Origin of the sequence: Falsiroseomonas sp. (genome assembly GCF_041690465.1) — a bacterium.
In the GTDB taxonomy this organism is placed as follows: domain Bacteria; phylum Pseudomonadota; class Alphaproteobacteria; order Acetobacterales; family Acetobacteraceae; genus Falsiroseomonas.
Window position 1 is genome coordinate 1 of sequence record NZ_JAWLHG010000058.1, and the last position, 25171, is coordinate 25171.

Consider the following 25171-nt stretch of genomic DNA (forward strand, 5'->3'; position numbering starts at 1 on the left):
CGCCCGTGCCCGGGGGCTCGCCCCCGGGCACGGGCAGTCGCGCTGGACTGGGGAATTTTCAGTCAGCACTTCCGGGGAGAATTCACTCAGCAGCTACACTCGGCAGTGGCACGACCTTGATGGCGGCCGAGCGGGTGGGACGGCGCTGCTGCGGGATGGAGCTCGATCCGCTCTACACCGACACGGTCATCCGCCGCTGGCAGGCTCTGACCGGCGACGCCGCCCGGCACGTCGAGACCGGCGAAACCTTCGAGGCTGTCGCCGCAGCCAGGAAGGGTGATGCGGTCCAGGTCGGGGAGGCGGTCCATGGCGCGTACGCCGCCTCGTAGCGCTGGGACCTACACGGTCGGCTACGGCAAGCCCCCCGAGCACAGCCGGTTTCGCCCTGGCGAGAGCGGCAATCGCAGAGGCCGGCCAAAGGGGGCTCGGAACCTGCGCACCTACCTCGAACAGGCCCTTGCCGAGCTGGTGGTCGTCAAGGAGGGCAGCCGCACGCGGAAGATCAGCAAGGGCGAGGTTGCAATGACGCAGCTGGTCAACAAGGCCGCGGCGGCAGACCTAAAGGCAATGCGCCTCCTCCTTGACATGGAGCGCAGGCGGGAAGGCACAGGAATACCCATGCCAACGGCCCTGCCTGCCGAGGTGAACCGTTCGGATCCTGAGCCTCCGAAGCCCGACTACGACAAGATGACGACGCGCGAGCTGGAGATCCTCTTCGAGGCGGCGCAGATCATGGAGGGCAAGAGGGAGCGCCCACCCCCGCCGGTGCCGCCAAGCGGGCCAGAGGAAAGCGAGGAATAAGTTGGCATCGGGACGGCTCGAGGCCGGGCCGAGGGTGGCGCATGCGCGGATCGCAGTGGTCGGCTTCCACTGGCCGATCGATCTCCAGGCGCTGCGCATTTGCTGGTTGCCGAGGCATCGAGGTCCCGGATGCCGATCTCGATGGCGTTGACGATCGGACGGTCACTGGCGCGCCATTGCGCATGTCGAAATCGACATATTGCCTCAGGAAGTTCGGCAGTTCCGCGCCAGCCAGGTGTCGCCTTCGCCGGCATCAGCGCGGAGCTGGCCGCGACCACGCACTGCAAGCGCGTCTTCCAGGGTGGAAGCCGAGGCCAAGCTCGTATGCGCGCACGCAGGGACTTGGCAAGAGGCAGCTCTGCCTTGGCCGGGAAGCTGGCAGAGTCCTCAGGCGAGGGTACGATCGAGCCAGTCCCGGAAGCGGTACCATCCGCCGATCGCTGGCAGAAACCAAGGATTGCCGGCGTAGAATGGCATGGTGGGGAAGTCGCGGCCGTCGAAGCTCGGCACGCGGTTTGCCTGGCCGAGGATCTTCTTGCCGATCTCGGCGCCGAGATAGGAGAGGATGGCGACGCCCGAGCCGTTGCAGGCCATCGCGTAGTGCAGCCCCTTCTCCGTCCGGCCCATATGCGGCAGGTAGTCGAAGGCGAAGGCGACGTTGCCGGTCCAGGCATGCGTCACCCGCGTGCCGCGGAGCTGCGGCCAACGCTGCAGCATCATCGCATGCAGCAGCGGCGCCGAGACCTGCGCCGACACCTGTGTGAAGCGCGCACGGCCACCGAACAGCACGCGCGTGCCGTCGGGCGACATCCGGAAGTAGCAGAGCACGCGTCGGCTGTCGGCCAGCGTGCGCGCCTTCGGGATGAGGCTGGCGGCGAGATCCGGCGGCAGCGGCTCTGTCGCGATGATGTGGGAGGCGATCGGCACCAGGCGCCGCTGCAGGTCCGGCGTGAGGCGGCCAGTATAGCCGTTCGTCGCGATGACCACCTCGCGCGCCTCGATGCTGCCGCGCGACGTCTCGACGCTCCAGCCCGTGGCGGTCCGCGTGATGGCGCCGGCACGGGCGTGGCTGACCAGCGTCGCCCCGTGGCGGCGCGCGGCCTGCATCAAGCCGTGATGGTAGAGCGCCGGATGGATCTTGCCCGTGCGGTTGATCACCATGCCGCCGAAATAGTAGTCGGACGCGATCTCCTCGCGCTGGCGCTCGCGCGGTACCATGTGCGCGTCGGCCTCGGCCAGGCGGTTGAGCTGCTCGGCCTTCGCCGCCATCCCCGCATAGTGCTTCGGCGTGAAGGCGCCGATGAAGCGGCCGGTGCGCGCGTAGTGGCACTGGATGCCCTCGCGCGCGACGATGCTTTCGACATGGGTGAGGCTTTCGGTGCCGTCGGCGATCATCGCCGCGACCAGCGCGTCCGTGCTGCCGCCGGAGCGGCCCTTCGCCCCCGACAGCCCCTTGCCGATGCTGTTGCCGCCCGAGACGCCGCCGCCATTGCGCGTCGAGGCGCCAAAGCCAATCGCCTCAGCATCGATCACCACCGCATGGGCGCCGCCGCGGCCGAGCTCTATGGCGCAATTCAGCCCCGTCAGGCCGCCGCCGACGATGAGGACGTCGGCGCGGGGGGGCAGCTCCTCCCGCGTCGATTCATCAGGCGCAACATCGTCCCACCAATAGGGCGTGGTGCGGAAAACGGGGTGCAGGATGTCACGGCTCATGCGCATAGCCCTCAGCTTCCGCGAGCACCGGGCACCAGGCCGCGGCCGAACAGCGTCGCCAGCCCCAGGCAGACGGTGGCGAGCAGGATCTGCAGCACCGAAACCGCCGCGATGGTCGGGTCGATCTCGAGCATGATGTTATCGAACATCTTCTTCGGCAGCGTCATCGAGGCGCCGGAGAGGAACATCGCGATCACCAGCTCGTCGAAGGAGGTGACGAAGGCAAGGAAGGCAGCGGAGACCAGGCTGGGGCGGAGCTGCGGCAGGGTGACGCGCCAGACCGCAACCGGCCATGAGGCGCCGAGGCCCATCGCCGCCTGTTCCTGTGCCTCGTCGAAGGTGCGCAGCCCGGCGGAGACCAGGATGACGACGAAGGGCAGCGCCAGGATGGTGTGCGCCACGGCGATCCCGTACCACTCGCCGATCAGCTGCAGCCGTGCGAAGAGGCTGTAGATGGCGATCGAGATGATGATGTTGGGCACGATGACCGGCGCCGCCACCAGCCGGTCGGCAATGCGCATGCCGCGCAGCCGCGAGCGCACCAGCGCGAAGGAGAGCGGCACGCCCAGTCCCATGGAAAGCAGCGTGCAGAGGATCGCCACCTTGAAGCTGCGGATGGTCGCCTCGATCCAGGTCGGGTCGTCCAGGTAGCGCTGGTACCACTGCCAGGAGAAGCCCGGCGGCGGGAACTGCAGATAGGAGGCCGAGGAGATCGAGATCGGGAAGACCACCAGCAGCGGCACCATCAGGAAGGTGAAGACCATCGCCGCAAAGCAGCCGAGCGCGATCCGCCCGGCCGAGCGCCGGCGCCTAGCGCGCGGCATGGCCATGCCCTCCCGTGAGGCGGCTCAGCGCCGCATAGATCACAAGAGTCGCCGCAAGCAGCACCGTGGCCAATGCGGCGGCGAAGGGCCAGTCCAGGAACTCCCGCACCTGCTGCTCGATCAGCATGGCGATCATCATCACCCGCCCACCGCCGAGCAGCGCCGGCGTGATGAAGAAGCCCAGCGTGATGACGAAGACCAGGGCGCAGCCGGCGAAGACGCCGGGTAGCGAGAGCGGCAGCGTCACTCGCAGGAAGGCGCGCCAGGCGGGTGCGCCGAGCCCCTCGGCCGCGCGGTTCAGGTCGGGGTCGATGCGCAGCAGCGCGGCGTAGATCGGGAAGACCATGTAGGGCAGCATGACATGCACGATGCCGATCAGCACGCCGGTCAGGTTGTGCAGCAGCGGCAGCGGAAATTCGATCCAGCCCCAGTCGCGCAGCGCCCGGTTGACCACGCCGTTGCGCCCGAGCAGCACCATCCAGGCATAGGTGCGCACCAGCACGCTCGTCCAGAAGGGGAGCAGCAGGAAGAACATGCCGAGGATGAAGCCGACGCGCCCGGCCTGCACCAGCCAGGCCGCGACGGGGTAGGCGAGCACCAGGCAGATGGCCGTGACCAGCGCTGCGATCTCGATGCTGTCCCACAGCACCGCGACGTAGAGCTCATCCAGCGCCGCCTTCTCGAAGTGCTCCAGCGTGCCGTCCGCGACCGACATCGAAAGTAGGCGCAGCACCGGCCAGACGAAGATCACGCCGAGGACCAGCAGTGCCGGCAGCGCCAGCGCCAGCAGCGTCCGCTCGCGTTCCTGCGCCGGGTCGCGTCGTCGCGGTGGCGCGCCGGCCTCAGCCCTGGATGACATGCAAATCCTCCGGCGCGAAGCCGAGCGGCACCACCTCGCCGTCGGTGGCGGGCGGCGGTTCGGAGGGGCGCAGCGGCAGGCGGGCCAGCAGTTCCGGCCCGCCCTCGACCTGCAGGCGGAGCTTGACGGACAGCCCGAGGAAAACCGTCTCCAGCACGCGGCCCGAGATGCGGTTCGGCAGCGTCGTCGCGGCAGCACCGACGCGCAAGGCCTCCGGCCGCAGCAGCAGCGTGGCGCGGGTTCCGGGCGGCCCCGCCGGCGCGGCCAGCGCGACGCGGCCGAGGCCGGGCACCTCCGCCGCTGCACCCTCGCCGGCGGTGCCTTCCAGCAGGTTGGATTCGCCCACGAAGTCCGCGACGAAGCGCGTGGTGGGGCGGGCATAGACCTCGGCCGGCGTGCCGACCTGCTCGAGCCGCCCGGCATTCATCACCGCCACCCGGTCGGAGAGGATCAGCGCTTCCTCCTGGTCGTGGGTGATGAAGAGCGTGGTGAGCCTGAGGCGCCGCTGCAGGCGCCGGACCTCGAGCTGCATCGCCTCGCGCAGCTTGCGGTCGAGCGCGCCGAAGGGCTCGTCGAGCAGCAGCAGGCGGGGGTTGAAGACGATGGCGCGCGCTAACGCCACGCGCTGCTGCTGCCCGCCGGAAAGCTGGCGGGGCAGACGCTCGCCATAGCCCGACAGCTCCACCAGCGCGAGCGCCTCGGCCACGCGGCTCTCGCGCTCGGCCTTCGGCAACCGGCGCATCTCCAGCGGGAAGGCGACGTTCTGCGCGACCGTTAGGTGGGGGAACAGGGCGTAGTTCTGGAACACCATGCCGACGTCGCGGCTGCGCGGCGGCGCCATGGTGACGTCCACGGAGCCCAGATGGACCGTCCCTTCGTCCGGGATCTCGAACCCGGCGACGACCTTCAGCAGCGTCGTCTTGCCGGAGCCGGAGGGGCCGAGGATCGTAAGCAGCTCACCCTCGGCCACCGTCAGGTCCACCCCTGCCAGCGCTGTGACGGGCCCGAACCGCCGCACCGCCCCGCGCACCGTCAGGTCCACGCGCCTGCCTCCCCTGCCTGGACGCCCATGTTCAGCGCCGCAGCATCCAGCGGTTCCACGCCTCCTGCGCGCGCTGGCCGTTCTCGGTCCACCACTCGACGCCGAGCCAGAACTGCTTCTCGAGGTTGGCGGGCGTGGTGGGCAGGTGCGGCTTCACCTCCTCGGCGACATGGTTGAGTGTGTCGGGATGCAGGCCCGGATAGGCGAGCTCGGTCGCATAGACCGCCTGCAGCTCGGGCGTGGTCATCACCTGCAGGAACTGGTTGGCCCAATGCGGATGGCGCGAGCCGCGCGGGATGCCGAAGGCGTTCTGCTTGGCGCTGCCGCCCTCCCACTCCACGCCCACCGGCGCGCCGCGCTTCGCCACGTCGTAGAAGCGGCCGTTCCAGCCGGAGGCGAGCACCACCTCGCCGTCCACCAGCAGCTGCGCGGGCTGCGCACCGGTGGTCCACCAGACCGAGACGTGCTCGCGGATCTGGTCCAGCTTCCGCAGGGCGCGGTCGATGTCGATCGGGTAGATCTTGTCCTTCGCCACGCCATCGGCGAGCAGCGCGAATTCCAGGTTGTCCACAGGGTGGTTGCGCAGCGAGCGGGGCCCCGGGAAGCGCTGCACGTCCCAGAACTCCGCCCAGCCCTTCGGGTGCGAGCCGTTCGGGAAGCGGTCGGTGCGATAGGCCATCACCGTCGAATAGACGGAGGAGGGGAAGACATGCGTGTCGCGCACCGCTTCGGGGTAGCTCGACAGGTCGATGATCGAGAGGTCGAGCGGCTCCAGCAGGTTCATCTGCTTGGCGCGGATGAAGTCCTGCCCGCCGAGTTCGGTGACGGTCCACTCGACGTTGCCGCTCTCGACCATCGCGCGCAGCTTGCCGAAATCGACTGGCGAGGTATCCACCACGCGAATGCCGTGGCGGCGCTCGAATTCGGCATTGTAGGTGCGGCGGAACAGGTTCGCCATGGCGCCGCCCGAGGCGTTCACCACGATGCGGTTGGGCTTCGCCGGCGTGGATTGCGCGATAGCCGGACCGGGCAGCGCCGCGGCGGTCAGGCCGGCGGCGAGCATGCCGCGGCGCGAAATGCGGATGGATGTCATGGTCTCGTCCTCCCTTCGTTTGATTGACAGCATAGTCCCCGGCGCGTCGGTCAGTCCTGCTTCTCGCGCCGGTACATGAAACCACCTTCCAGCAGGTCGCCGCCACCCGCCAGGCCGAGGCGTTGCAGGCGGTAGAGATGCTTGGTGAAGGCGATCGCCTCCGCACGGCCAAGGTCCTGCGCGCGGTACGAGGCCTCCATCTCCACGCGGACGGCGGCCGGGGGATGGCGGCTGATCTTCGCCGCAAGCGCGCGTGCCTCCTCCATCAGTCGCTCCGGCGGGACGACGCGGTTGACGAGGAAGGCGCGCTCCGCCTCTTCCGCAGTCATCGGATCGCCGGTGAGCAGCATCCACATCGCCGCGGTCGGCGGCATCTGGCGCAGCAGGCGCGTCGAGCCGCCCGCGCCGCCCATGCCATAGGCGACCTCCGGGAAGCCGAAGCGCGCAGACGTGGAGGCGATGCGCAGGTCGGTGAGCGTCAGCAGGTAGATCAGCCCCATGCCGAGGCACCAGCCGTTCACGGCGCCGATGATCGGCTTGAAGCGCTCCATCGCGATGACGTCGCGCGACCAGCTGAAATCGTGCGGCGCCTCGCCTTCCGTCGCGTGCGGCCAGAGATGGTCGGAGAGCTGTTCCTCCGGCGTCATGTCGCGGCGCGGCGACTTGATGTCGTCACCGGCGCAGAAGGCGCGCTCGCCGGCGCCCGTCAGGATGCCGCAGCGGATCTCCGGATCGCGCAGGAAGCGGGTGAGCGCGGTGTGCAGTTCCTTGTGCATCGCGGGCGTGGTGGGGTTCACAGCGCCGTTCTCGATGGTGAAGATGGCGACCGGGCCTTCGGTCTCGTAGCGAATCGGCATGGTGCCCCCTCAGCCCGCGCTGCCGGCGAGGCGGTCCACCGCGCCCGCGCGCAGGTCGGCCCGCTCGGCGATCAGGACATGCTTCGCGATCTTCTGAGAGGGCGTCTTCGGCAGGCCCTCGCGATACTCCAGGAACCGCGGCACCTTGAAGCGCGCCAGGCGCGCGGCGCAATGCGCGAAGACCGCCTCCGGCGGCAGATCGCGCGGCATGACGCCGGGCTTCAGCACGAGGCAGGCCTTCACCTCCTGGCCGCGGTCGGTGTCCGGCACCGGGATGACCGCGGCTTCGTGCACGGCGTCGAGCTGCAGCAGCACCGCCTCCACCTCACGCGCCGCGATGTTCTCGCCGGAGCGCCGGATCATGTCCTTCACCCGGCCGACGATGTAGTGGAAGCCACGCGCGTCGCGGCGGAACAGGTCGCCGGTGCGGAACCAGCCGCCCTCGCAGAAGGCATCGGCATTCGCCTCCGGCTTGTTCCAATAGCCCTGCAGGATGCCGGGACCGCGGATCCACAGCTCGCCGACCTCGTCAGGGCCGAGCTCGCGCCCCTCCATGTCGCGGATGCTAGCTTCGCGGAAGGGCGAGGGCAGCCCGCAGGTGCCGGTGCCGACCATCTCCAATGCCTCGGGCGGCGTCGTGAGGCCGGAGCCGATCTCCGTCATGCCGAAGCTCTCGCGCGCGACGCAGCCGAAGCGGCGCTCGAGCGGGGCATGCATGTCCGGCCGCAGGCCGAAGACGGAGACGCGCTTCAGCGCAGTGCGCACGTCATTCGGCGTTTCAGCCTGCTTCAGGACGATCTGCGGGAAGATGCAGTACTCCACGCCTTCGGCGCGCACCCAGTCCAGGAAGCGCGTCGCCGAGGGGCGTGGGGCAACGACCAAGCGGCCGCCGAGATGCACCGCCATCAGCAGCAGCCATTGCGGGTCCATGTAGTAGAAGGGCTGCGCCGCCAGCACCACGCCCACATCGCCGCCGCGCCCCGCCGCTACCCGGCCGAGCGTCAGCCAGTAGCGGTGCGTCAGCATGCACCCCTTCGGGAAGCCCGTAGTGCCGGAGGTGTATTGCAGGTTCACGAGGTCATCGAGGGCGGGCGGCTGTACGGGCGGGCCGTCCGCGTCGCCGTCGAGCAGCGCCCGCCAGTCCCGCATGCCGGCAGGCGGGCGGCCGACGACATGGATCCTGTCCGGATCGAGCGCCGGGCGCTGCGCCAGCAGGTCCAGCAGCGGCCGCAGCGCATCCTCGTGCACGACGAGGTGCGAGGCGCCGCCGTCGCCCAGCACGTAGTCGAGCTCGCGCGCGGTGTAGCCGGTGTTCACCGGGATCATCACGGCGCCGAGCCGCGCCAGGGCGAGCCAGGTGATCGGGAAGGCCGGGATATTGGGCAGCATCACGCCGACCCGGTCGCCACGTGCCACGCCGCGTCGGGCGAGGCCGGCAGCGACGCGCCGCGTGGCCTCCGCCAGCCCCTTATAGGTGATCTCGCGCAGCAGCAGATCGGGAGGCGCATCGATGAAGCGCCACAGCGGCGCAGCGCCATGCCGTAGCGCGGCCTCGTCGAGGAAGGCGCCGAGCGAGGGAGCGAAGGGCGCTGCCTCCACCCGTGCCCGCATGTCGGCGTGCGCACGCAGCACCGGGTCGCCAGATGCCGCGCGCAGGCTCGTCAGGACGGAGGACGGCGGTGTCATGCGGCTCCCCTCCCTCTCCACTGGCTTTTCCCAAAGGTTCTGCGTAAATGACACTGATGTCAACTTCAGAAATGGCGCTCGTCGTCGGGCGGCGCGCCGCGCGCGGGCCCTTCGCCTATCGGGAAGTGCTGACGCAGCGCCTGGCGGAGGCGGAAGCGCAGCCGAAGACGGCGCGCACGCGGCTGAAATTGATGGCCGGGGTGGTGGCGGTGCTGGAGGAGGATGGCGTGCACGAGCTGCGCGTCGCGAACTGTGCGGCCCGCGCAGGTGTGTCGCATGGCACCTTCTACAACTACTGGCCGGATGGAAGCGCGGCGGCGCAGGCGGTGCTGTCGGACTTCATGGCGACTGTCACGGCACGCCGGCCCGGCGCGCCTGCCGGGGCGAGCGCCCATCAGCGCATCCTGGCGGCGAACCGCTACTATGTCGTCGTCTACCGACGGAACGCGCAGCTGATGCGCTGCCTGATGCAGTTGGGCAATGCGGAGCCGGACTTCGCGCGCATCGGGCAGGCCGCGAACCTGGCGCTGGCGCGGCGCGTGGTGCGCGGCTGGGAACGCGCCGAACCCGAGGCCGCGGCGCTGCCCGAGGCGGCGCGCCTGGCCCGCGCCCTGGCCTGCATCGCCATGGTGGAGGGCGTGCTGCGCGAGCTCTACGTCCGCCCCTCGCCGGCGCCGCTGGCGGGGATGGGCGACGAGGAGGTGGCGCAGCTGCTCTCGGACTGCTGGTACCGGCTCCTGTTCGGGCGTGAGCCGCCGTAGCCTCAATCCGCGTGCAGATGCGCGCGCAGGAAGTCGCAGAGCGCCTCGTGCTCGGCCCGCGCTGCTGCGCCGGTCAGCCGTGCGCGCAGGAAGCCGTGCAGCATGCGCTTCGCCTCGCGGTAGGTGACGCTGCCGCCGGCCTGGGCGATCTTCGCCGCATACATCCGGCCGTCGTCGCGGATCGGGTCGCATTCGGCGCTGTGAACGAAGGTGGGCGGCAGGTTGGAGAAATCGCTGGCAAAGGCTGGCGAGGCATAGGGGTCGCGCCGGTGCTTCGCGCCGGAGCAGTAGACATCGGTGTACATCTCCATCCGCGGCGTCGTCAGGCTCGGCCCGTCCTTGTACTCGACGTAGGAGGGCAGGGTCGTCTCCTCGCCGGTGCAGGGATAGACCATCGCGCAGGCGCGCAGCGCCGGGCTGCCGCGGTCGCGCGCCGCCAGCGCCAGCGCCGCGGCGAGGTTGCCGCCCGCGCTCTCGCCGGAAACCGCGAGCCGCGCCGGGTCGCCGCCGATCTCGGCCGCATGTTGCGAAAGCCAGCGAAGCACGCCGAAGCTGTCGTCGAAGGCGGCAGGATAGGGGTGCTCCGGCGTCAGCCGGTAGTCAACGCTGACGACAACGGCATTCACATCCGCGCAGAGGCCCCAGGCCGAAGTGTCGGAGCTGTCGAGGTCACCGAGCATGAAGCCGCCGCCATGCATGTAGACGATGCAGGGCAGCGGGCCCCTTGCACCCGCCGGGCGATAGACTCGCACAGGCACGTCGTGACCCGGGGTTGGGATGGTGCGGTCCTGCGTGGTGATCTCCGATGGGCGCGGCGCGGCGAGGGCACGGGCGTAGAGGGTCCAGGCACGCCGCATCTCCTTCGGCGTCGTCGCCGGCGGCATGCCTTTCCGCGCGTCGAGCAGCGGCCGCATGTCGGGATGGAAGAAGCTCTCCGGTTTCATGCGCTGCTGCCCCTCGCGCTTCGTCGTGTCGTTTGAACGCTAATCCGCGTATCCCGGTGCGGCAAGGCGGCGGTTGCCGGCGCCGATGCGCTGCGCCAAGCTCACGTCGTTCCGAGACGCAGCCGTGACGCCCGACACCCCTGCCCTGCCGCCCAGCCTCTATGCCGAGACCGCGCCGCCGGCACCGCCGGCGCCACCGGTGGAAGGCGACCGTGACTGCGCGGTGGCGGTGGTGGGCGCCGGCTACACTGGCCTTTCCGCCGCGCTGCACCTGGCGGAGCAGGGCGCGGATGTGGTGGTGCTGGATGCAGCGGAGCCCGGCTGGGGCGCCTCCGGCCGCAATGGTGGGCAGGTGAACCCCGGGCTCAAGGACGACCCGGATACGGTGGAGGCGCGCTTCGGCCGCGAACTCGGCGCACGGATGGTTGCGATGGCCCATGCGGCGCCGGAGTTCGTGTTCGAGCTGATCGAGCGGCACGGCATCGCCTGCGCGGCGCAGCGTTCCGGCACCATCCGCGCAGCCTATGTCGCGCGCGACGTGCCGGCGATCCGCGCCAGCTTCGAGCAGTGCGCGCGCCGCGGCATGCCGGTGGAGCTGCTGGAGGATGCGCGGCTGAGGGAGGCGACGGGCAGCGCGCGCTACCTCGCCGCAATGCTCGACCGGCGCGGCGGGCAGCTCGACCCGCTGGCCTATGCTCGCGGGCTCGCCGCGGCGGCGATGCGGACAGGCGCGACCATCCATGGAGCGACGCGCGTGACGCGCCTTACGCGCGAGAGTGATGCCTGGCGGCTGGAGACGCCAAGGGGTGTAATTCGCGCCGGGCAGGTGATCCTGGCCACCAACGGCTACACCGACGACCTCTGGCCCGGGCTGCGGCAGAGCATCGTGCCGGTGTTCAGCGCGATCACCGCCTCGGAGCCGATGCCGGATGCGCTGGCGCGCCAGGTGCTGCCCCTGCGCTCCGCGCTCTACGAGGTCGGGCGAATCACCGTCTATGTGCGGGTGGATGCCGCGAACCGCCTGCTGATCGGCGGCCGCAGCGTGCAGCGGGAGGTCACGCGGGCCGAGGAGCTGCGCTACCTCAGCGCCTATGCCGCGCGGCTCTGGCCTGGCACGGCGGGGCTGCATTGGACCCATGGCTGGGCTGGGCGGCTGGCCATCACCACCGACCACTATCCCCATCTGCACGAGCCCGCGCCCGGCCTGCTTGCCGCGCTTGGCTACAATGGCCGTGGCGTCGCGATGGCGACGATGATGGGGCGGCAACTCGCACGCCGTGCGCTGGGCGCATCGCCGGCGGAGCTCGACATGCCTGTCACGGAGATCCGCACCATCCCCCTGCACCGGTTCTGGCGCATCGGCGTGGAGGCGCGGATCCTGGCCGGGCGCCTGCAGGACCGCTTCGGCCTCTGAGCCGTGCGGCGGACCCGCCTTGCCTTGGCAGCCGGTGGGCCACCATACTTCGGAGAGAAGCCAGAGAGCACCGGAGGAGGGAAGATGTCTGCAGGACCGCACCGTGCCCAATCATTCTTGCTCAGCGCCGCGGCGGCCGCGATGGCTCTCATCGGCATGGCGGCGTCGCCCACCATGGCGCAGGAGTATCCGCAGCGTCCGGTGCGCGTCCTCGTCTCCTTCCCCGCGGGCGGCACCACGGACATCCTGGCGCGGCTGATTTCCGAGCAGCTCTCGCGGCGCCTGAACCAGCCCTTCGTCGTGGAGAACCGTGCCGGCGCCGGCACGGTGATCGCGGCGCAGGCGCTGGTGCGCGCGCCGGCGGATGGCCACACGCTGCTGGTCACCACCGGCACCACCACCTCCTTCATGCCGCTGCTGCATTCCAACCCGGGCTTCACGCCGGAACAGATCACCGGCGTGGCGATGCTCGGATGCTCGCCGCTGGCGCTCGACGTGCCGGCCAACTCGCCCTTCCGCTCGGTGCAAGACCTCGTGGAACACGGCAAGGCGAATCCGAACCGGCTGAACGCGGCCACGCAGGGCGCGGGGGCGATCTCGCATTTGGTGGCGGAGCTGCTGGCTTCCTCCACCGGCATCGGCTTCACGGCGGTGCACTTCACGGGCAGCGCGCCGGGGCTGAACGCGACGGTCGCCGGCCAGGTGGATTTCTACTTCGATGGCGTCTCCACCTCGGCGCCGCTGATCCAGGCCGGGCGGATCCGCGGCCTGGCGGTGACGAGCGAGCGGCGGATGCCGAACCTGCCGGACGTGCCCACGATGACAGAGCTCGGCTTTCCGGCCGTCACTGCCTGCGCCTGGTACGGCGTGCTGGCGCATTCCGACACGCCGGCTGCCATCGTCTCGCTGCTGAACCGCGAGATCAACGCGATCATACAGGAGCCCGCGCTGCGCGAGCGGCTGACGCGCGATGGCGCGGAGCCGACGCCCATGAGTGTCGCGGAGCTCAACCGCTTCATGGCGGAGGACCGCGAGAAGTGGCGCCGCGTGGTCGCGCCGCTCAACATCCGCATGGACTGAGCGGCCGCCGCGCCGCGCGGCGCGCCTAGACCCGATCTGCCCGGACTGTGTCCGGGCAAATCGGGTCCAGCCCTCTCGAGCCGGCGATTCACGCCCTGGCGTGGCCACCTGCGGTGTGCACGCCAGGGCGATCGCGGCCTAGGCGGTGGCTGGCGGAGCCCCCCAGCCGCCGCCGCCGCAGGTCTCCACCACGACGACGTCGCCCTTGCGCGTCATGAAGGTGTTCTGCGCGGTCAGCTTGATCGTCTCGCCGTCCCGCAGGATGCGGAAGGCGCTGAGGCTTCCCGCGCCACCGCCATTCACGCCCCAGGGCGCATGATCGCAGCGGTCGCCGTTGCTGCAGAACAGCACATCGTCCTTCAGGATCTCGTACGTCTTGCGTATGCCCATGCCGCCGCGATGCAGCCCTGCGCCGCCCGAGCCGGAGATCAGGCCGTAGGAGCGGATGCGGGCGAAATCGAGATCAACCTCCGTCACCTCGACCGGGGTGTTGCCCGTGTTGGAGAGCGGCTGGGCCACGCCGTCGCAGCCTTCTCCATGGATCGAGCCGCCCAGGCCGCCGCCGATCACCTCATGATAGACCCAGTATTTCTCCGGCGTCCTGCGGCTGAAGGCGACCGAGGTGGTCGTCTCGTGCCCGCAGGCGGCGACCTGTTCGGGTATCGCGTCCGCGAAGGCGCTGCGGAGCGCGCTGTATATGCGGTAGCAGGTGGACATGCGGGAGCGCACGGCCGCGGGGTAGATCGGGTCGCAGACCGAGCCCTTGCGTGTCTTGACGCTTATCGGGCGGTAGCTGCCGTCATTCACCGGCGCGCCCTGCGGCATGATGGAGACGAAGAAGGTGTAGACCGCCGACCAGGTGGAGGCGACCGGGGCGTTGACCGGGCCGGCGACCTGGTCGGCGCATTCCGTCAGGTCCACCTCCGCCTCGTCGCCCGAGATGGTGATGGTGGCGCGGATGGCGATGGGCGGATCGCCCGGCTTCAGCGCGTCGCAGAAATCCTCGCCGCTGTAGGTGCCATCGGGCAGGCGGGCGATGTTGGCGCGCATGAAGCGCTCGGAATAGGACTGCAGCTCCTCCATTGCCTCGCGCACGACAGAGAGGCTGAACTTGCGCACCATCTGCTGCAGCAGCTCCCGGCCCCTCAGGCAGGCGAAGTGCTGCGCGCGGTAGTCGCCGAGCACCAGGCTGGGTGCGCGCACATTCGCGCCGAGCATCTGCTCCAGCACGCCGCCATGGAACGCCACATCCTCCTTCAGCTTCATCGGCGGGATGATGAGGCCTTCCTGGAAGAGCTCCGTGGCGTTGGCGTTGATGATGGCGCCCCCGCCCATGTCCACATGGTGCGAGACGCTGCCGGCGAAGCCGCAGAGCACGTCCTCGTGGAAGATCGGCAGCAGCACGATGATGTCGTGCAGGTGCTGCCCGTTCGCATAAGGGTGGTTCATCACATAGACCTCGTCCGGCGCGGTGGCGGCGAGGTCGAAGCGCTCGCGCAGCCCGGCGACAGCCATGGAGAGCGAGTTCATGTGGATGGGGATCATCACGGATTGCGCCACCACGCGGCCGTTGGGATCCATCAGGCAGGTGGAGGTGTCCTTTGCCTCTCGCGCGATGGAGGAGTAGGCGGACAGCAGCATCACCGTCCCCATCTCATTCGCGATGGAGTGGAAGATGTTGTTCGCGGTGCTGAACATCACGGGGTCGAGCGCCATGTGAGGCCTCCTAGCTCGCCGCCTGGCGCTTCAGGTGCAGGCTACCATGCGCGTCCACGCGCAGGTGCCATCCGGATGGCACCGCCGTGGCGGAAGTCGGCTCAAAGACGATGGCGGGGCCGGCGAGCGCGGACCCGACCGGCAGGTCGAAGCGCTCATAGGCGGCCCATGGCTCCGCGCCGTCGAGGCGGACCTCGCGCCAGGCGGGATCCGGCATGCCGGCAGGCCGCGCCGGCTCCGGCAGGATGCCCTCCTGCGCTACCGTCGCGTCCAGCCGATAGCTGACGATCTCGACCTGCTGCTGGCGGAAGGCATAGCCGTAGCGCTCCGCATGGGCGGCATGGAAGCCGTCCGCCACCGCCTCCGTGCCACGGCGGGCGAGGTCCGAGGGGTCCACCACCACGGTCAGCTCGAAGCCCTGGCCGACATAGCGGGCATCGATCATCCGGGTGAAGGAGATCGCGGCCGGGTCGATGCCGAAGTTGCGGAACTCGGTCTCCGCCTCCTCCACGAGGGACGCGAACGCCCGTTCGATCTCGTCTGTCGAGGCCTGTGCGAGGCGCCGGCCCGGATCCGAGCGGGTGAAGTCCAGCCGGATGTCGGAGACGGTGAGGCCATAGGCGGAGAAGATGCCTGGATTGGGCGGCACCACGACGTTGTCGATCCCCATCGCCTCTGCCACGCTCGCGGCGAACAGGCCGCCGCCGCCGCCATAGGGCAGCAGCGCGAAGTCCCGCGGGTCGCGGCCGCGCTGCACAGTGGTCTGGCGGATGGCCTGGGCGATGTTCACCACGGCGATCCGGAAGACCGCCTTCGACAGTTCGACCGCATCCATCCCGAGCCGGGTGCCGAGCGGCCCCGCGGCGCGCGCGGAGAGCGCCGGGTCGATCCGCATCTCGCCCCCCATGAAGCGCGCGGGATCCATCAGCCCGAGCAGCACCAACGCGTCGGTCAGCGTGAGATCGGCCCCGCCCCGCCCGTAGCAGGCCGGCCCCGGCTGCGCGCCCGCGCTCTGCGGCCCGACGCGCAGCATGCCGCCATCGTCCATCCAGGCGATGGAGCCGCCACCCGCGCCGATGGTGGTGATGTCCATCATGCGGATATTGATCGGGTTGCCGTCGATCCGGTATTCGGCGAGCCCCTTGGAGACCATCTGCGGCTGCCCGTTCACCACCAGCGCGATGTCGCAGGAGGTGCCGCCGATATCCATCGTCAGCAGGTTCGGCGTGCCGCAGCGCCGCGCGACGAAGGCGGCGCCGGCAACCCCCGCCGCCGGGCCGGACAGGAACATGCGCACGGGCAGGCGACCGGCCACCTCGGCCGGCAGCACGCCGCCATTCGACTGCATGATCATCAGGTCGCGGCCATAGCCGAGCGATTCCAGCTCCCGCCGCATCTTCGTAACGTAGCGGCGTACCACGGGGCGCACATAGGCGTTGATGACGGTGGTGGAGGTGCGCTCGTACTCCCGGAACTCTGGCGCGATGTCGGAGGAGATCGAGACGTCCAGCTCTGGGAAGGCGCTTTCGATCAGCTCCCGCGCACGGCGCTCATGCGCGGGGTTGCGGTAAGCGTGCAGGAAGACGATGGCGAGCGAGGTGGCGCCGTGCTGCTCCGCCGCCTCGCGCGCCCTGCGCAACAGAGCCTCCTCATCGAGCGGCGCAACCACCGAGCCCTCGGCATCGATGCGCTCCGGCACGCCGAAGATCGCCTCACGCGGGATCAGGGGTGGCGGGCGGCGGTAGAACTGGTCGTAGACGCGCGTCTTCTCCTGCCGGCCGATCAGCAGCACATCCTCGAAGCCTTCGGTCGTCAGCAGCGCGGCGCGCGCGCCCTTGCGCTCGATCAAGCTGTTCGTCGCGACGGTGGAGCCGTGCAGCACCTCCTGCACGCGATGGAACGGCAGGCCGGCCTTGTCGAGCAGCCGGCGCACACCGAGCAGCGCGCCTTCGCTCGGATCGGACGGCGTGGAGCTGACCTTGAGCGTGACCGGGGCGTCGCCCTCGCGGAGCAGGATCAGGTCCGTAAAGGTGCCGCCGATCTCGATCCCGATCTTCATCCTTGGCCCGTCCCGCCCAACATCTGCAGCATTTCCGGGCCGAGCCCGCCGATCGGGACTGTATTCCCCTTTGACGCGGTGTCCAGGGCGGCTCGGCGTGGTCCTGTCGAGCAGCCGGGCATGGCGTTGGTGCATCAAAGCTGTGCGTCGGCGGCTTGGTCGCTCCTCGTTGATCGGGCCGGTATGGTTCACAGAGCGTATCCGTTGTCGTGACTCGTCGGCCGGAAGATGCGCTTGTGATTGAGTGGCGGGTCGCCGGAACTACGCCTGGCCTGTTCAGCAGCGCGGTGACGCGGCGATAGCCGTAGGTGGGGCGGGCGTCGGTGATGGCGCGGATCTCGGCCAGCACGGCCTCGTCCGCGGCACGGCGGTAGGGGCCACGCCGTGGCCGCTGGGGGCGCTGGAGTTGCTTGACCAGGTTGGACCTGGCGACACCGATGGTGTCGGCCACGGCCTTCACCGGGAACCGTCCCGTAGCTGCGACGGCAAGCGCAACGCGGGTTTTCTTAAAAAATGGCGCATGACGCCGTCGAGTTTATGAGGACCAGGGCGCGCGGATCTCCATCTTGGCCGGGGCATCGCTCCGAGACCGGATACGTTGGCGTAGACTGCACAGACCGGATCGCGAAATCGCTTGCAGACGGGGCGGGCCATACGTTTTTGGGGCGCGCCCGCTCCAATGCCTCGCGGAGGATCTCGGTCTCCATGGTCTTGGGGCCGAGGAGGCGTTCGAGCTCGCGGACGCGGTTCTCGAGTTCGCGGACCCGACTGACGGGGACGACCTCCGCGTCTGCCCTGACCGCCTCGTGCCCGCCCTCGGCCATGCCGCGCCTCCACTGGAAAGCAGGCTCGGGGAGACGCCATGGAGCCGGGCGACGCCGGAGACCGTCATGCCGGGCTGCATGGTCTGCTCGACCAGCAGGACCTTTTCCTCGGCAGTGTAGCGTCGGCGGCGCTGAATGCGGTGATGATTTCAACGCGCTCGATGGGCTTCGACATAGGCGCATGCCTAGACTTCCACCTAGGCCCTCACGGTTGCGCCGCCTGTCCGGTCGAATTGGGGGCCGCTCCAGCCAACCCTCAGGGTCCGGAGAGTCTCGGGCGTTCGGGAAGGGGTTTTCGGCCCTTCGTTCCCCAATTGCACCATCAAGATTGACGCGCGAAGCTCGGCCAGACAAGCGTCTTCGCGCGGTCTGAACGGCAACGGAGAGAGTTGCGGAAAGGACCGACTGGAGCAGCGGTGGAAACCGGATTCCAACCTTCGCTGGGAACCGTGAGACATGTCTCGCCGATTGCGTCACGTTCCGGTGCCCGAGCTGGGTGTGCTGATTCGGTGAGGAGGCGGTGCGCGGCTATCTCGCGTATCACGCGGTGCCCACCAACTCGCAGGCGATCCCGTCCTTCGTGCACGACGTCACCCGGAACTGAACGCGGGCGCTCGGGCCGCGAAGCCAAAAGGGCCATGTGCCCTGAACCCGGATGGCGCCGATCGCCGCGTCAGGCCCGGACAGCAACTCCGAAACAATGCAACCAGGCAAGACCTGAGACGCTGCTTTGAAGAGGCTGTCTATTTGCGAGCCAGGCATCGCCAGACGATGTCCTCACAAGGCACCCGACAAGCATCCTGGCCGTTTACGGAAGCCAGGCGCCAAGACGGCTCGCCTCATCAGGCAAGGACCTCGCTCATGCATATTCAAGTCAACACCGACGACAACATCGAGGGCCGCGACGCGATGACAGCCGGTGTGGAGGCGGTGGTAACGGCAACGCTGGGGCAGTTCAGCGACCACCTGACCCGCGTTGAGGTTCACATCAACGACGAAAATGCTGGCAAGTCTGGCCAACGCGACAAGCGGTGCATGATGGAGGCGCGGCCGACACACCAGAAGCCGGTGGCCGTCACCCACGAAGCGGCGACGGTAGACGAAGCTTGCGCCGGCGCGGCGAAGAAGCTCCGCAGCCTGCTGGAGACCCACTTTGGCAAGCTGCACGCCGTCAAGGGGGCGGCCTCCATCCGCGACAATGAGCATCGCTGAGCCGGGAAGCGCCTGGAGAGAGCCCGTATCACAATCCCGGAGGCACGCTGTGTTCACACGATCCGATCTGACCATGCTGATGGAGGCCAAGCCGACACCCGGCGTCTCTCTCTACCTGCCGACCCATGTCCGAGGTGCTGAAACCCGGCAGGACCCGATCCGCCTGAAGAACCTCATCGCCGAGGCGCGGCAAAGCCTGGAATCGGCCGGTCTGAAGCCCAGGGAGACCGATGCCATTCTCGATCCGGCGGTCGCGCTGGTTGAGGACAATGACTTCTGGCAACACCAGGATATCGGGCTCGCGCTGTTTCTCGGTGACGCACAGACACACACTTACAAGGTACCCATCGCGTTCGATCAGAAGGTCGCCGTTGGCCCCGCCTTCCATGTGACCCCGCTCCTGCCGCTGCTTGCCGCTGACGGAGCATTTCATGTTCTGACCATCACCGCGCAGAGCGTGCGGCTGTTCGAGGCGTCACGGTTTTCCATGGTCGAGGACGATGCCGCCGGTCTTCCAGGCAGCGTCGACGAGGTGAGCGGGCAGCCCGACTATGAGAACCCGCTGCAGGCGAGCCCGGTCGGCCGGCCGCATACGGGCGCCATCAACATCACCAAATCGCAGGTCTCGGGCGAGAGCCCGGAGGACTGGCGCAAGGCGAATACGGTTGAATTCGTGCACCGCATCGCCGTGGAGCTGGAGCGTCACCTGGCCAGGCACCGGCTGCCGGTCGTGCTCATCGCCGACGCCGAGATCCAGGGCCATTTTCAGAAGCTGAGCGACCTTGGTCCGCTGCTCGCGGGTGTCGTCGAGACGAATCCTGAATCGCGCGATGTCAATGCGCTGCATGCCGCGGCCTATGATGTCGTCAGGCCCATGTTCGAGGAGGGCCGCAGGCGAGCGGTCGATCACCTTGCTGCACTGCTCGGGAGCGGTGAGGCGCACGCCACGCTCGACGCCGGAGAGATCGTCAAGGCGGCCCATCTCGGGCGGATCGAGACGCTGATGCTGGCTGAGGGAGCGGAGCTGCGGGGCCGGTTCGATGAAGCCACCGGCAAAGTCACCATGGGCGGTGAGGACGCGGCCGAGCGGCAGAATCTGCTCGATGGTGTCGCGGCGCAAGTCCTGCGCCACGGTGGCGCCATCACTATAGTTACCCCGGAGGAAATGCCCAACGGCGCAGCAGCAGCTGCCGTGCTGCGTTTCTGAGACTCCTTATGGAGGGACACCCGTGATGCCCCCCCAGGCCTCGACTGCCGGTGAGTTGCGCACGGTCGCGCTCGCCTTCCATACCTCATCGCCAGGAATCGCGCTGTTCCAGATCGCCACCACAATCCTGCCGCTGCTGCTGCTGCTGGTGGCGATGTATGCCGGCATGGCGTTCGGCTGGTGGTGGGTCGTGGCCTTGCTGGCGTTGCCGGCGGCGGGGCTCACCGTGCGCAGCTTCATCATCCAGCACGATTGCGGGCACGGCTCCTTCCTGCCCAACCGGCGCGGCAATGACGCGCTCGGACGCTTCTGCGCGCTGCTGACGCTGACGCCCTACGCGCATTGGCGGCGCCAGCATGCACAGCATCATGGGGCGTGGAACGACCTCGACCGGCGCGACGGGCGCGGCAGCGATATCTATTCCTCCTGCCTCACCGTCGCCGAGTACCGCGCCCTCGGCCCCTGGCGGCAGCGCGGGCACCGGCTGCTCAACCATCCCCTCGTGGCCCTGCTGCTGGTGCCGCCCTTCATCTTCCTCGTACTCTACCGGCTGCCCTTCGACACGCCGGCGGCTTGGCGGCAGGAGCGGCGCAGCGTGCACCTGACGAATCTCTCTTTGCTGACGCTGTATGGCGGGTTGGGGCTGCTGCTCGGGTTCGGGCCAGTGGCGCTGGTGCTGCTGGCAGTGATGGTGCCGGCCAGCATCGTGGGCGTCTGGCTGTTCTCGCTGCAGCACCGCTTCGACAGCGCGCATTGGGCACGGCACGAGAGCTGGGACCCGGCCGCCGCGGCGATCGCCGGCAGTTCCTTCCTGCGCCTGCCGCGCGTGCTGCAATGGCTCACCGGCAACATTGGCTTCCACCACGTCCACCACCTCTCGCCACGCATCCCTAACTACCGGCTCGAAGCCTGCCATCACGCGCACCCCGGCTTCGGCGCGGCCCGCGTGCTTGGCTTGCGCGAGGGGCTCCGGGCATCGCGGTACGCGCTCTGGGACGAGGCGGCGGAACGGCTGGTGACCTTCGCGGAAGCTCGCCCCGGCGGCGCGTGAAGTCTGATCATGCGGTGTCGGCCGTCGTGGAACCTCAAGCCATGCGTGATGTCCGCGCGCGACGGAGTGCCAGCGCCTCCCCGGTCTTGCCATCGTGCTCAGCGTCGTGGGACGGCGCTGGAGATCCTCGCTGGAGGTTTGGTCCTATGCTTATGATGCAGAAAATGCGGCCACGCCATGCACTGACCTTGGTGTGGTGCCGGTGGTGGGCAAGCGTGAGCATCCTCGCCGCATCGTTCGCTGCGCCGCCGGCCATGGCTGCGGAAATTGCCGGAATCACGGTGCCGGAGACCGAGGCTGTGCAGGGCACGCAGCTGGCGCTGAGAGCCTGCGCGGTGCGCGAGGTTTTCTGGACCAATCTCTACGTCGTCTCGCTTTATCTGCCACAGCAGCCGGGCAGCGGCTCGGTGCGGTTCAGCGACAGCCAGCGCCCCCGCTTGATCCGGGTCGACGTGACCTATGACGGCGCGGTGCCGGATGGGCTGCCGTCCAGCTGGAACGACCAGCTGCAGCAGCGGGTCTCCGCCGAATTCCTGCAAACTTTTCGGAGCTTGTATGACGGCTTACGGGGCGGTGACGTCGTCCGTTTGGCCTACTCACCGCAGAGCGGAACGGCCCTGAGCGTGAATGGACGCGAAGTGGTGACCCAGCCGGGTGATACGCTGTTCAACGCAGTGGCGCAGATCTGGATCGGCCAGAACCCGGTCTCACCCAATATCAGGCGGCTGCTGCTGAATCAGGTATGCTGACGGGACGGCCGGACGCCTCCGATGTCCCAAAGCATTCGACGACGGAAAACTGCACGCGACCTTCGGAGTAATCGTGTTCTCTATGGTGCTCCAGGGCGCGACCCTCGGGCTTGTGGCGCGCGGCACGATGAATGCGGGTAAGCGTTGACCAGACCTGCCCTCGCCCCCAACCCTCGGACGGTGCGACGTGAGGCGCCGCCCGGCGATCGATGCCGCCGGCCGATGGCGCATTGCGACACGTTTCCCAGGTTCGGCGCGAAGGTTACAGCAACAGCCATGGGAGACTCCGTGTGCTGATGCGCGATCTCGCTACAGATTCTCGCTATCTGCCGATATCATCTCAGGGTTGAAATGCTGGACAGGTGCGGAGTGTTCAAAGGCGAAGCGCAGCCGATGAAGTCCTGCACAGGCCTCGGGCAAACAGGGCATAGCAGTTCCTCCGGCAAACCGTCTGATGCGGCGTCGTCAGGTCGATGCTGCCGCGCATGGCCTATCTTCGTCAGCCTCGGAAATTGCGTAAATCCTCCTCGCCATGTTCGGCCGGGATGCTTCCCACCTGGCGCTGCGCATCAGCAATTTCCGACCCTGCCATCGCCGCCCAGGAGGATGCTTCTTGAGCGCACGGGGGGCAATTGTCCTGGTGCACCGATTTGATGACAACGTTCACGTTGATACCGTTGGCAACGTGATGATCGATCCGGATGAGGGTGCCTTTGGGGATCGTGCCCCCGCTGGCCGCTACGAGCGCGCGAGACCATGGTTACCATCCAACCGAGGTGCTCGGGTGAGTTGGCCATCGGGAGGATGTCGGCCTGGCTGTCCTTGTGGTTGGCGCCAAGGTCACCCACTTCAATGATCGGACAGAATTGACCCGCTTGCCGAGGCCGGGCGTTGACGCCTGTGAAGCAACGCAATCCCGTAAAACAAACCGGAGTACAAAATATGGCGGCAGGACAAAGCAGTGGAACCGGGGCAATGACCGAAATTGAAGACGAGAAAGTGAGGAAGGACGATATCCTCAGCAATCGCGATAAGGCGCAAAGGCCGCCCGGTCGGAGCTTAGACGGCCGAGGTGTCCAGGTGGACGAATACAAGGACAACCCGGCCAATCACCACCCATCGGGCGACGGTGGCGCGCAACCTGATGGCACCGCAGCAGCCAAGGAACCGACGAAGCCGTCACCCAAGGCCAAGTAGCCGGAGTGCCGCAACGATAACCGGGAAACTACCGATCCAGGCCATAGGGCGTGGTGGGCGTGGTGAGAGGTGGCTCGTTTTCCCGCTACAGCGTTTCGGTCCTGATAAGTGGGTTCCCTGCCGGTTGATTTGCGCCTCTTGCCGATGCCGTGGTGCGGCGCAGGGGGCGCAGGGAGGGCGTAGCCCGACCGGAGCGGCACACGGCATCGACTCCAACCTCATGCTGCCATCTGCTGCGGCTGATGGTCGATATAGGCCTGCTCCGGCGTCCTCGCCCCCGGGCTCGAATGCGGCCGGCGAGCGTTGTAGAAATCCAGGTACCTGCCCAACGACGCGCGGTACCTGCCCAACGACGCGCGCGTCGCTGACGCTGTCATAGGCGCGCAGATAGACCTCCTCGTACTTCACCGTCCGCCACAGCCGCTCCACGAAGACGTTGTCCCGCCACGCGCCGCGGCCATCCATGCTTATCGCCATGCCTCTGTCCTGCAGCATCCCCGTGAAGGCCGCGCTGGTGAACTGGCTGCCCTGGATGCCCTTCTGTGTGTCAAGCGGCGACTCGGAGCTGATTAATTTCGCGCCGGCGCTGGCTGATGTAAGCGCCGGAGCCAAAATCCCTCAATGAAGCGGCCGGTTTGTCTGGTCGCGCCGGTGTAAAATTGCATCGGTGTGAAGCCGTGGCGCGGGAGCGCGCGAACCGCCGCGTGGTCGCGATGCCGATCGCGCCTGCACCGCCCGTGACCTAAGCCGACACGCTGCCCGTCTCCGTTCAAGCCGGCGCTCCCAGTACCAACTGCGCGGAACACCATGCGCTTCGGTGTAAGGAGCCGCCAACCCTTGGGCTACGTGGCCCTCAGGCGACGCTCCACCATCCAGGGCGTGTCGAGCAGCTGGGCCCTGCACGTCCGGGCGACCGTTGCCCAGGACCCTCCCGTCCGCGCTGGACGGAACTGCTGCCGCATCGGCGCTTTACGGAGACGGTCCATGGCCCTCATAGCTCCCGGGAGACCTTGCGATCACACGGGATTTCCCTCGACCGCTGGAGCGGCAAGTCGCACTTGTGACTGGTGGCAGCGGCGGCATCGGTGCGGCCGTAGCGGTGGCCCTTGCCGCCGCCGGGGCATCGGTCGGGGTGAACTACCGGTCCGATCCGGAAGGTGCGGCGGCGGTCGTCGCCGAGATTGAGCAACTCGGCGGCTCGGCCGTGGCGCTGCAGGCGGACGCCTCGCGCGAGGATCAGGTCCGGTCGATGTTCCGCGCGCTGCTCGACCGCTTCGGGCGGCTAGACGTCTTGGTGGCCAACGCCGGAATACAGCAGGACGCCGCCTTCGCCGAGATGACGCTGGAGCAGTGGCGAGCGGTGCTCGACGTCAACCTCACCGGCCAATTCCTCTGCGCCCGCGAGGCGGTCCGGATCTTCGACCGGCAAGGTCGCGATCCCGGGCGTTCCTGCGCGATCGGCAAGATCATCTGCGTGAGCTCGGTGCATGAGGTGATCCCCTGGGCCGGGCACGCCAACTACGCGGCATCCAAGGGCGGCGTCATGCTGATGATGAAGAGCCTCGCCCAGGAGGTCGCGCCGCGCGGTATCCGTGTCAACGGCATCGCTCCCGGCGCGATCCAGACGGAGATCAACCGAGCGGCCTGGGAAACGCAGGAGGCGCTGCAAAGCCTGCTTAAGCTCATTCCCTACGGGCGCATTGGTAGGCCGGAGGACGTCGCCCGCGCTGCCGTCTGGCTGGCGTCCGATGCCTCCGACTACGTCACGGGTACGTCCCTGTTCGTCGATTGCGGCATGGCACTCTACCCCGGGTTCCGCGACAATGGTTGAGGCGACCCAGAAAGCTGAGGTGCCGCGCTCCTGCGACCGCCCGCCCGAAGCGTTGCGGATCGAGGACTACGCCCTGATCGGCGACACCTTTACGGCCGCGCTGGTAGGCCGAAATGGGTCGATTGACTGGCTCTGTGCGCCGCGCTTCGACAGCTGTAGCTGCTGAGTGAATTCTCCCCGGAAGTGCTGACTGAAAATTCCCCAGTCCAGCGCGACTGCCCGTGCCCGGGGGCGAGCCCCCGGGCACGGGC

21 protein-coding genes and 3 pseudogenes are annotated in these 25171 nt (G+C 68.4%); 11 read left to right on the forward strand and 13 right to left on the reverse strand.

Annotated elements, in window-relative coordinates; genetic code table 11:
* Positions 1-155 precede the first annotated feature (155 nt).
* Both ACESM1_RS27675 and ACESM1_RS27680 read left to right on the forward strand, forming a co-directional pair.
* Positions 156-329: a hypothetical protein gene (locus ACESM1_RS27675; RefSeq protein WP_372624459.1), complete on the forward strand. Its 174-nt coding sequence runs from the start codon at positions 156-158 to the stop codon at positions 327-329.
* A complete protein-coding gene (locus ACESM1_RS27680) occupies positions 307-801 on the forward strand; it encodes a DUF5681 domain-containing protein (RefSeq protein WP_372624460.1) in 495 nt (164 codons plus the stop codon). The genes ACESM1_RS27675 and ACESM1_RS27680 overlap by 23 nt, the downstream gene beginning before the upstream one ends.
* A gap of 387 nt (positions 802-1188) precedes the next feature.
* On the opposite strand, the gene ACESM1_RS27685 is transcribed toward ACESM1_RS27680, so the two are convergent.
* Genes ACESM1_RS27685 through ACESM1_RS27715 form a run of 7 tightly spaced genes read right to left on the reverse strand, consistent with a single transcriptional unit; the run spans position 1189 to position 8875 of the window.
* Positions 1189-2514: an NAD(P)/FAD-dependent oxidoreductase gene (locus tag ACESM1_RS27685; RefSeq protein ID WP_372624461.1), complete on the reverse strand. Its 1326-nt coding sequence runs from the start codon at positions 2512-2514 to the stop codon at positions 1189-1191.
* A gap of 11 nt (positions 2515-2525) precedes the next feature.
* On the reverse strand, positions 2526-3338 hold the full coding sequence (locus ACESM1_RS27690; protein WP_372624462.1) for an ABC transporter permease: 813 nt from the start codon (positions 3336-3338) through the stop codon (positions 2526-2528).
* Positions 3325-4197, reverse strand: coding sequence for an ABC transporter permease (locus ACESM1_RS27695; protein WP_372624463.1), 873 nt, complete (start codon positions 4195-4197; stop codon positions 3325-3327). Before ACESM1_RS27695 ends, ACESM1_RS27690 begins: the two co-directional genes overlap by 14 nt.
* A complete protein-coding gene (locus ACESM1_RS27700) occupies positions 4181-5239 on the reverse strand; it encodes an ABC transporter ATP-binding protein (RefSeq protein ID WP_372624464.1) in 1059 nt (352 codons plus the stop codon). Before ACESM1_RS27700 ends, ACESM1_RS27695 begins: the two co-directional genes overlap by 17 nt.
* A 31-nt stretch (positions 5240-5270) precedes the next feature.
* On the reverse strand, positions 5271-6332 hold the full coding sequence (locus tag ACESM1_RS27705; RefSeq protein WP_372624465.1) for an ABC transporter substrate-binding protein: 1062 nt from the start codon (positions 6330-6332) through the stop codon (positions 5271-5273).
* 50 nt (positions 6333-6382) lie between these two features.
* Positions 6383-7189 (reverse strand): enoyl-CoA hydratase/isomerase family protein, encoded by an 807-nt coding sequence (locus ACESM1_RS27710; RefSeq protein WP_372624466.1) that lies wholly within the window; start codon positions 7187-7189, stop codon positions 6383-6385.
* 9 nt (positions 7190-7198) lie between these two features.
* A complete protein-coding gene (locus ACESM1_RS27715) occupies positions 7199-8875 on the reverse strand; it encodes a class I adenylate-forming enzyme family protein (RefSeq protein WP_372624467.1) in 1677 nt (558 codons plus the stop codon).
* Between the two features lie 56 nt (positions 8876-8931).
* Here ACESM1_RS27715 and ACESM1_RS27720 point away from each other — a divergent pair, with 56 nt between their 5' ends.
* Positions 8932-9636 (forward strand): TetR/AcrR family transcriptional regulator, encoded by a 705-nt coding sequence (locus tag ACESM1_RS27720; RefSeq protein ID WP_372624468.1) that lies wholly within the window; start codon positions 8932-8934, stop codon positions 9634-9636.
* Between the two features lie 2 nt (positions 9637-9638).
* Here ACESM1_RS27720 and ACESM1_RS27725 read toward each other — a convergent pair whose 3' ends face one another.
* Positions 9639-10580, reverse strand: coding sequence for an alpha/beta hydrolase fold domain-containing protein (locus tag ACESM1_RS27725; protein WP_372624469.1), 942 nt, complete (start codon positions 10578-10580; stop codon positions 9639-9641).
* Positions 10581-10704: 124 nt separating this feature from the next.
* Here ACESM1_RS27725 and ACESM1_RS27730 point away from each other — a divergent pair, with 124 nt between their 5' ends.
* Positions 10705-11994 (forward strand): NAD(P)/FAD-dependent oxidoreductase, encoded by a 1290-nt coding sequence (locus tag ACESM1_RS27730; protein ID WP_372624470.1) that lies wholly within the window; start codon positions 10705-10707, stop codon positions 11992-11994.
* A 141-nt stretch (positions 11995-12135) separates the two neighbouring features.
* Positions 12136-13074 carry a Bug family tripartite tricarboxylate transporter substrate binding protein gene (locus tag ACESM1_RS27735; protein ID WP_372624471.1) on the forward strand — a complete coding sequence of 313 codons (939 nt, stop codon included), beginning with the start codon at positions 12136-12138 and terminating at the stop codon, positions 13072-13074.
* Positions 13075-13212: 138 nt separating this feature from the next.
* Here the strand turns inward: ACESM1_RS27735 and ACESM1_RS27740 are convergent, their stop codons facing one another.
* The 4 genes and pseudogenes from ACESM1_RS27740 to ACESM1_RS30375 form a co-directional block, all read right to left on the reverse strand.
* Positions 13213-14790 (reverse strand): hydantoinase B/oxoprolinase family protein, encoded by a 1578-nt coding sequence (locus ACESM1_RS27740; RefSeq protein ID WP_372624472.1) that lies wholly within the window; start codon positions 14788-14790, stop codon positions 13213-13215.
* A 10-nt stretch (positions 14791-14800) separates the two neighbouring features.
* Entirely contained in the window at positions 14801-16849 is a 2049-nt protein-coding gene (locus ACESM1_RS27745) for a hydantoinase/oxoprolinase family protein (protein ID WP_372624473.1), read from the reverse strand.
* Positions 16850-17070: 221 nt separating this feature from the next.
* Positions 17071-17357, reverse strand: a pseudogene (locus ACESM1_RS30370) (IS3 family transposase); the annotation flags it as partial.
* 151 nt (positions 17358-17508) lie between these two features.
* Positions 17509-17810 (reverse strand): annotated as a pseudogene (locus tag ACESM1_RS30375) (transposase); the annotation flags it as partial.
* Positions 17811-18534: 724 nt separating this feature from the next.
* Between ACESM1_RS30375 and ACESM1_RS27755 the strand changes: the two are divergent.
* From ACESM1_RS27755 to ACESM1_RS27775, 5 genes are all read left to right on the forward strand, one after another.
* Entirely contained in the window at positions 18535-18885 is a 351-nt protein-coding gene (locus ACESM1_RS27755; RefSeq protein ID WP_372624474.1) for an HPF/RaiA family ribosome-associated protein, read from the forward strand.
* A gap of 73 nt (positions 18886-18958) precedes the next feature.
* On the forward strand, positions 18959-20092 hold the full coding sequence (locus ACESM1_RS27760; RefSeq protein ID WP_372624475.1) for a hypothetical protein: 1134 nt from the start codon (positions 18959-18961) through the stop codon (positions 20090-20092).
* 25 nt (positions 20093-20117) lie between these two features.
* Positions 20118-21143, forward strand: a complete 1026-nt coding sequence (locus tag ACESM1_RS27765; RefSeq protein WP_372624478.1) for a fatty acid desaturase family protein — start codon at positions 20118-20120, stop codon at positions 21141-21143.
* A 215-nt stretch (positions 21144-21358) separates the two neighbouring features.
* The gene (locus tag ACESM1_RS27770; protein WP_372624476.1) at positions 21359-21892 is read left to right on the forward strand and encodes a chalcone isomerase family protein; all 534 of its coding nucleotides are present in this window, start codon (positions 21359-21361) and stop codon (positions 21890-21892) included.
* Between the two features lie 975 nt (positions 21893-22867).
* Positions 22868-23089, forward strand: coding sequence for a hypothetical protein (locus ACESM1_RS27775; protein ID WP_372624477.1), 222 nt, complete (start codon positions 22868-22870; stop codon positions 23087-23089).
* Positions 23090-23307: 218 nt separating this feature from the next.
* Here ACESM1_RS27775 and ACESM1_RS27780 read toward each other — a convergent pair.
* Positions 23308-23620 (reverse strand): annotated as a pseudogene (locus ACESM1_RS27780) (integrase core domain-containing protein); the annotation flags it as partial.
* A 508-nt stretch (positions 23621-24128) separates the two neighbouring features.
* Between ACESM1_RS27780 and ACESM1_RS27785 the strand changes: the two are divergent.
* Positions 24129-24920: a glucose 1-dehydrogenase gene (locus tag ACESM1_RS27785; RefSeq protein ID WP_372624479.1), complete on the forward strand. Its 792-nt coding sequence runs from the start codon at positions 24129-24131 to the stop codon at positions 24918-24920.
* Positions 24921-25171 lie beyond the last annotated feature (251 nt).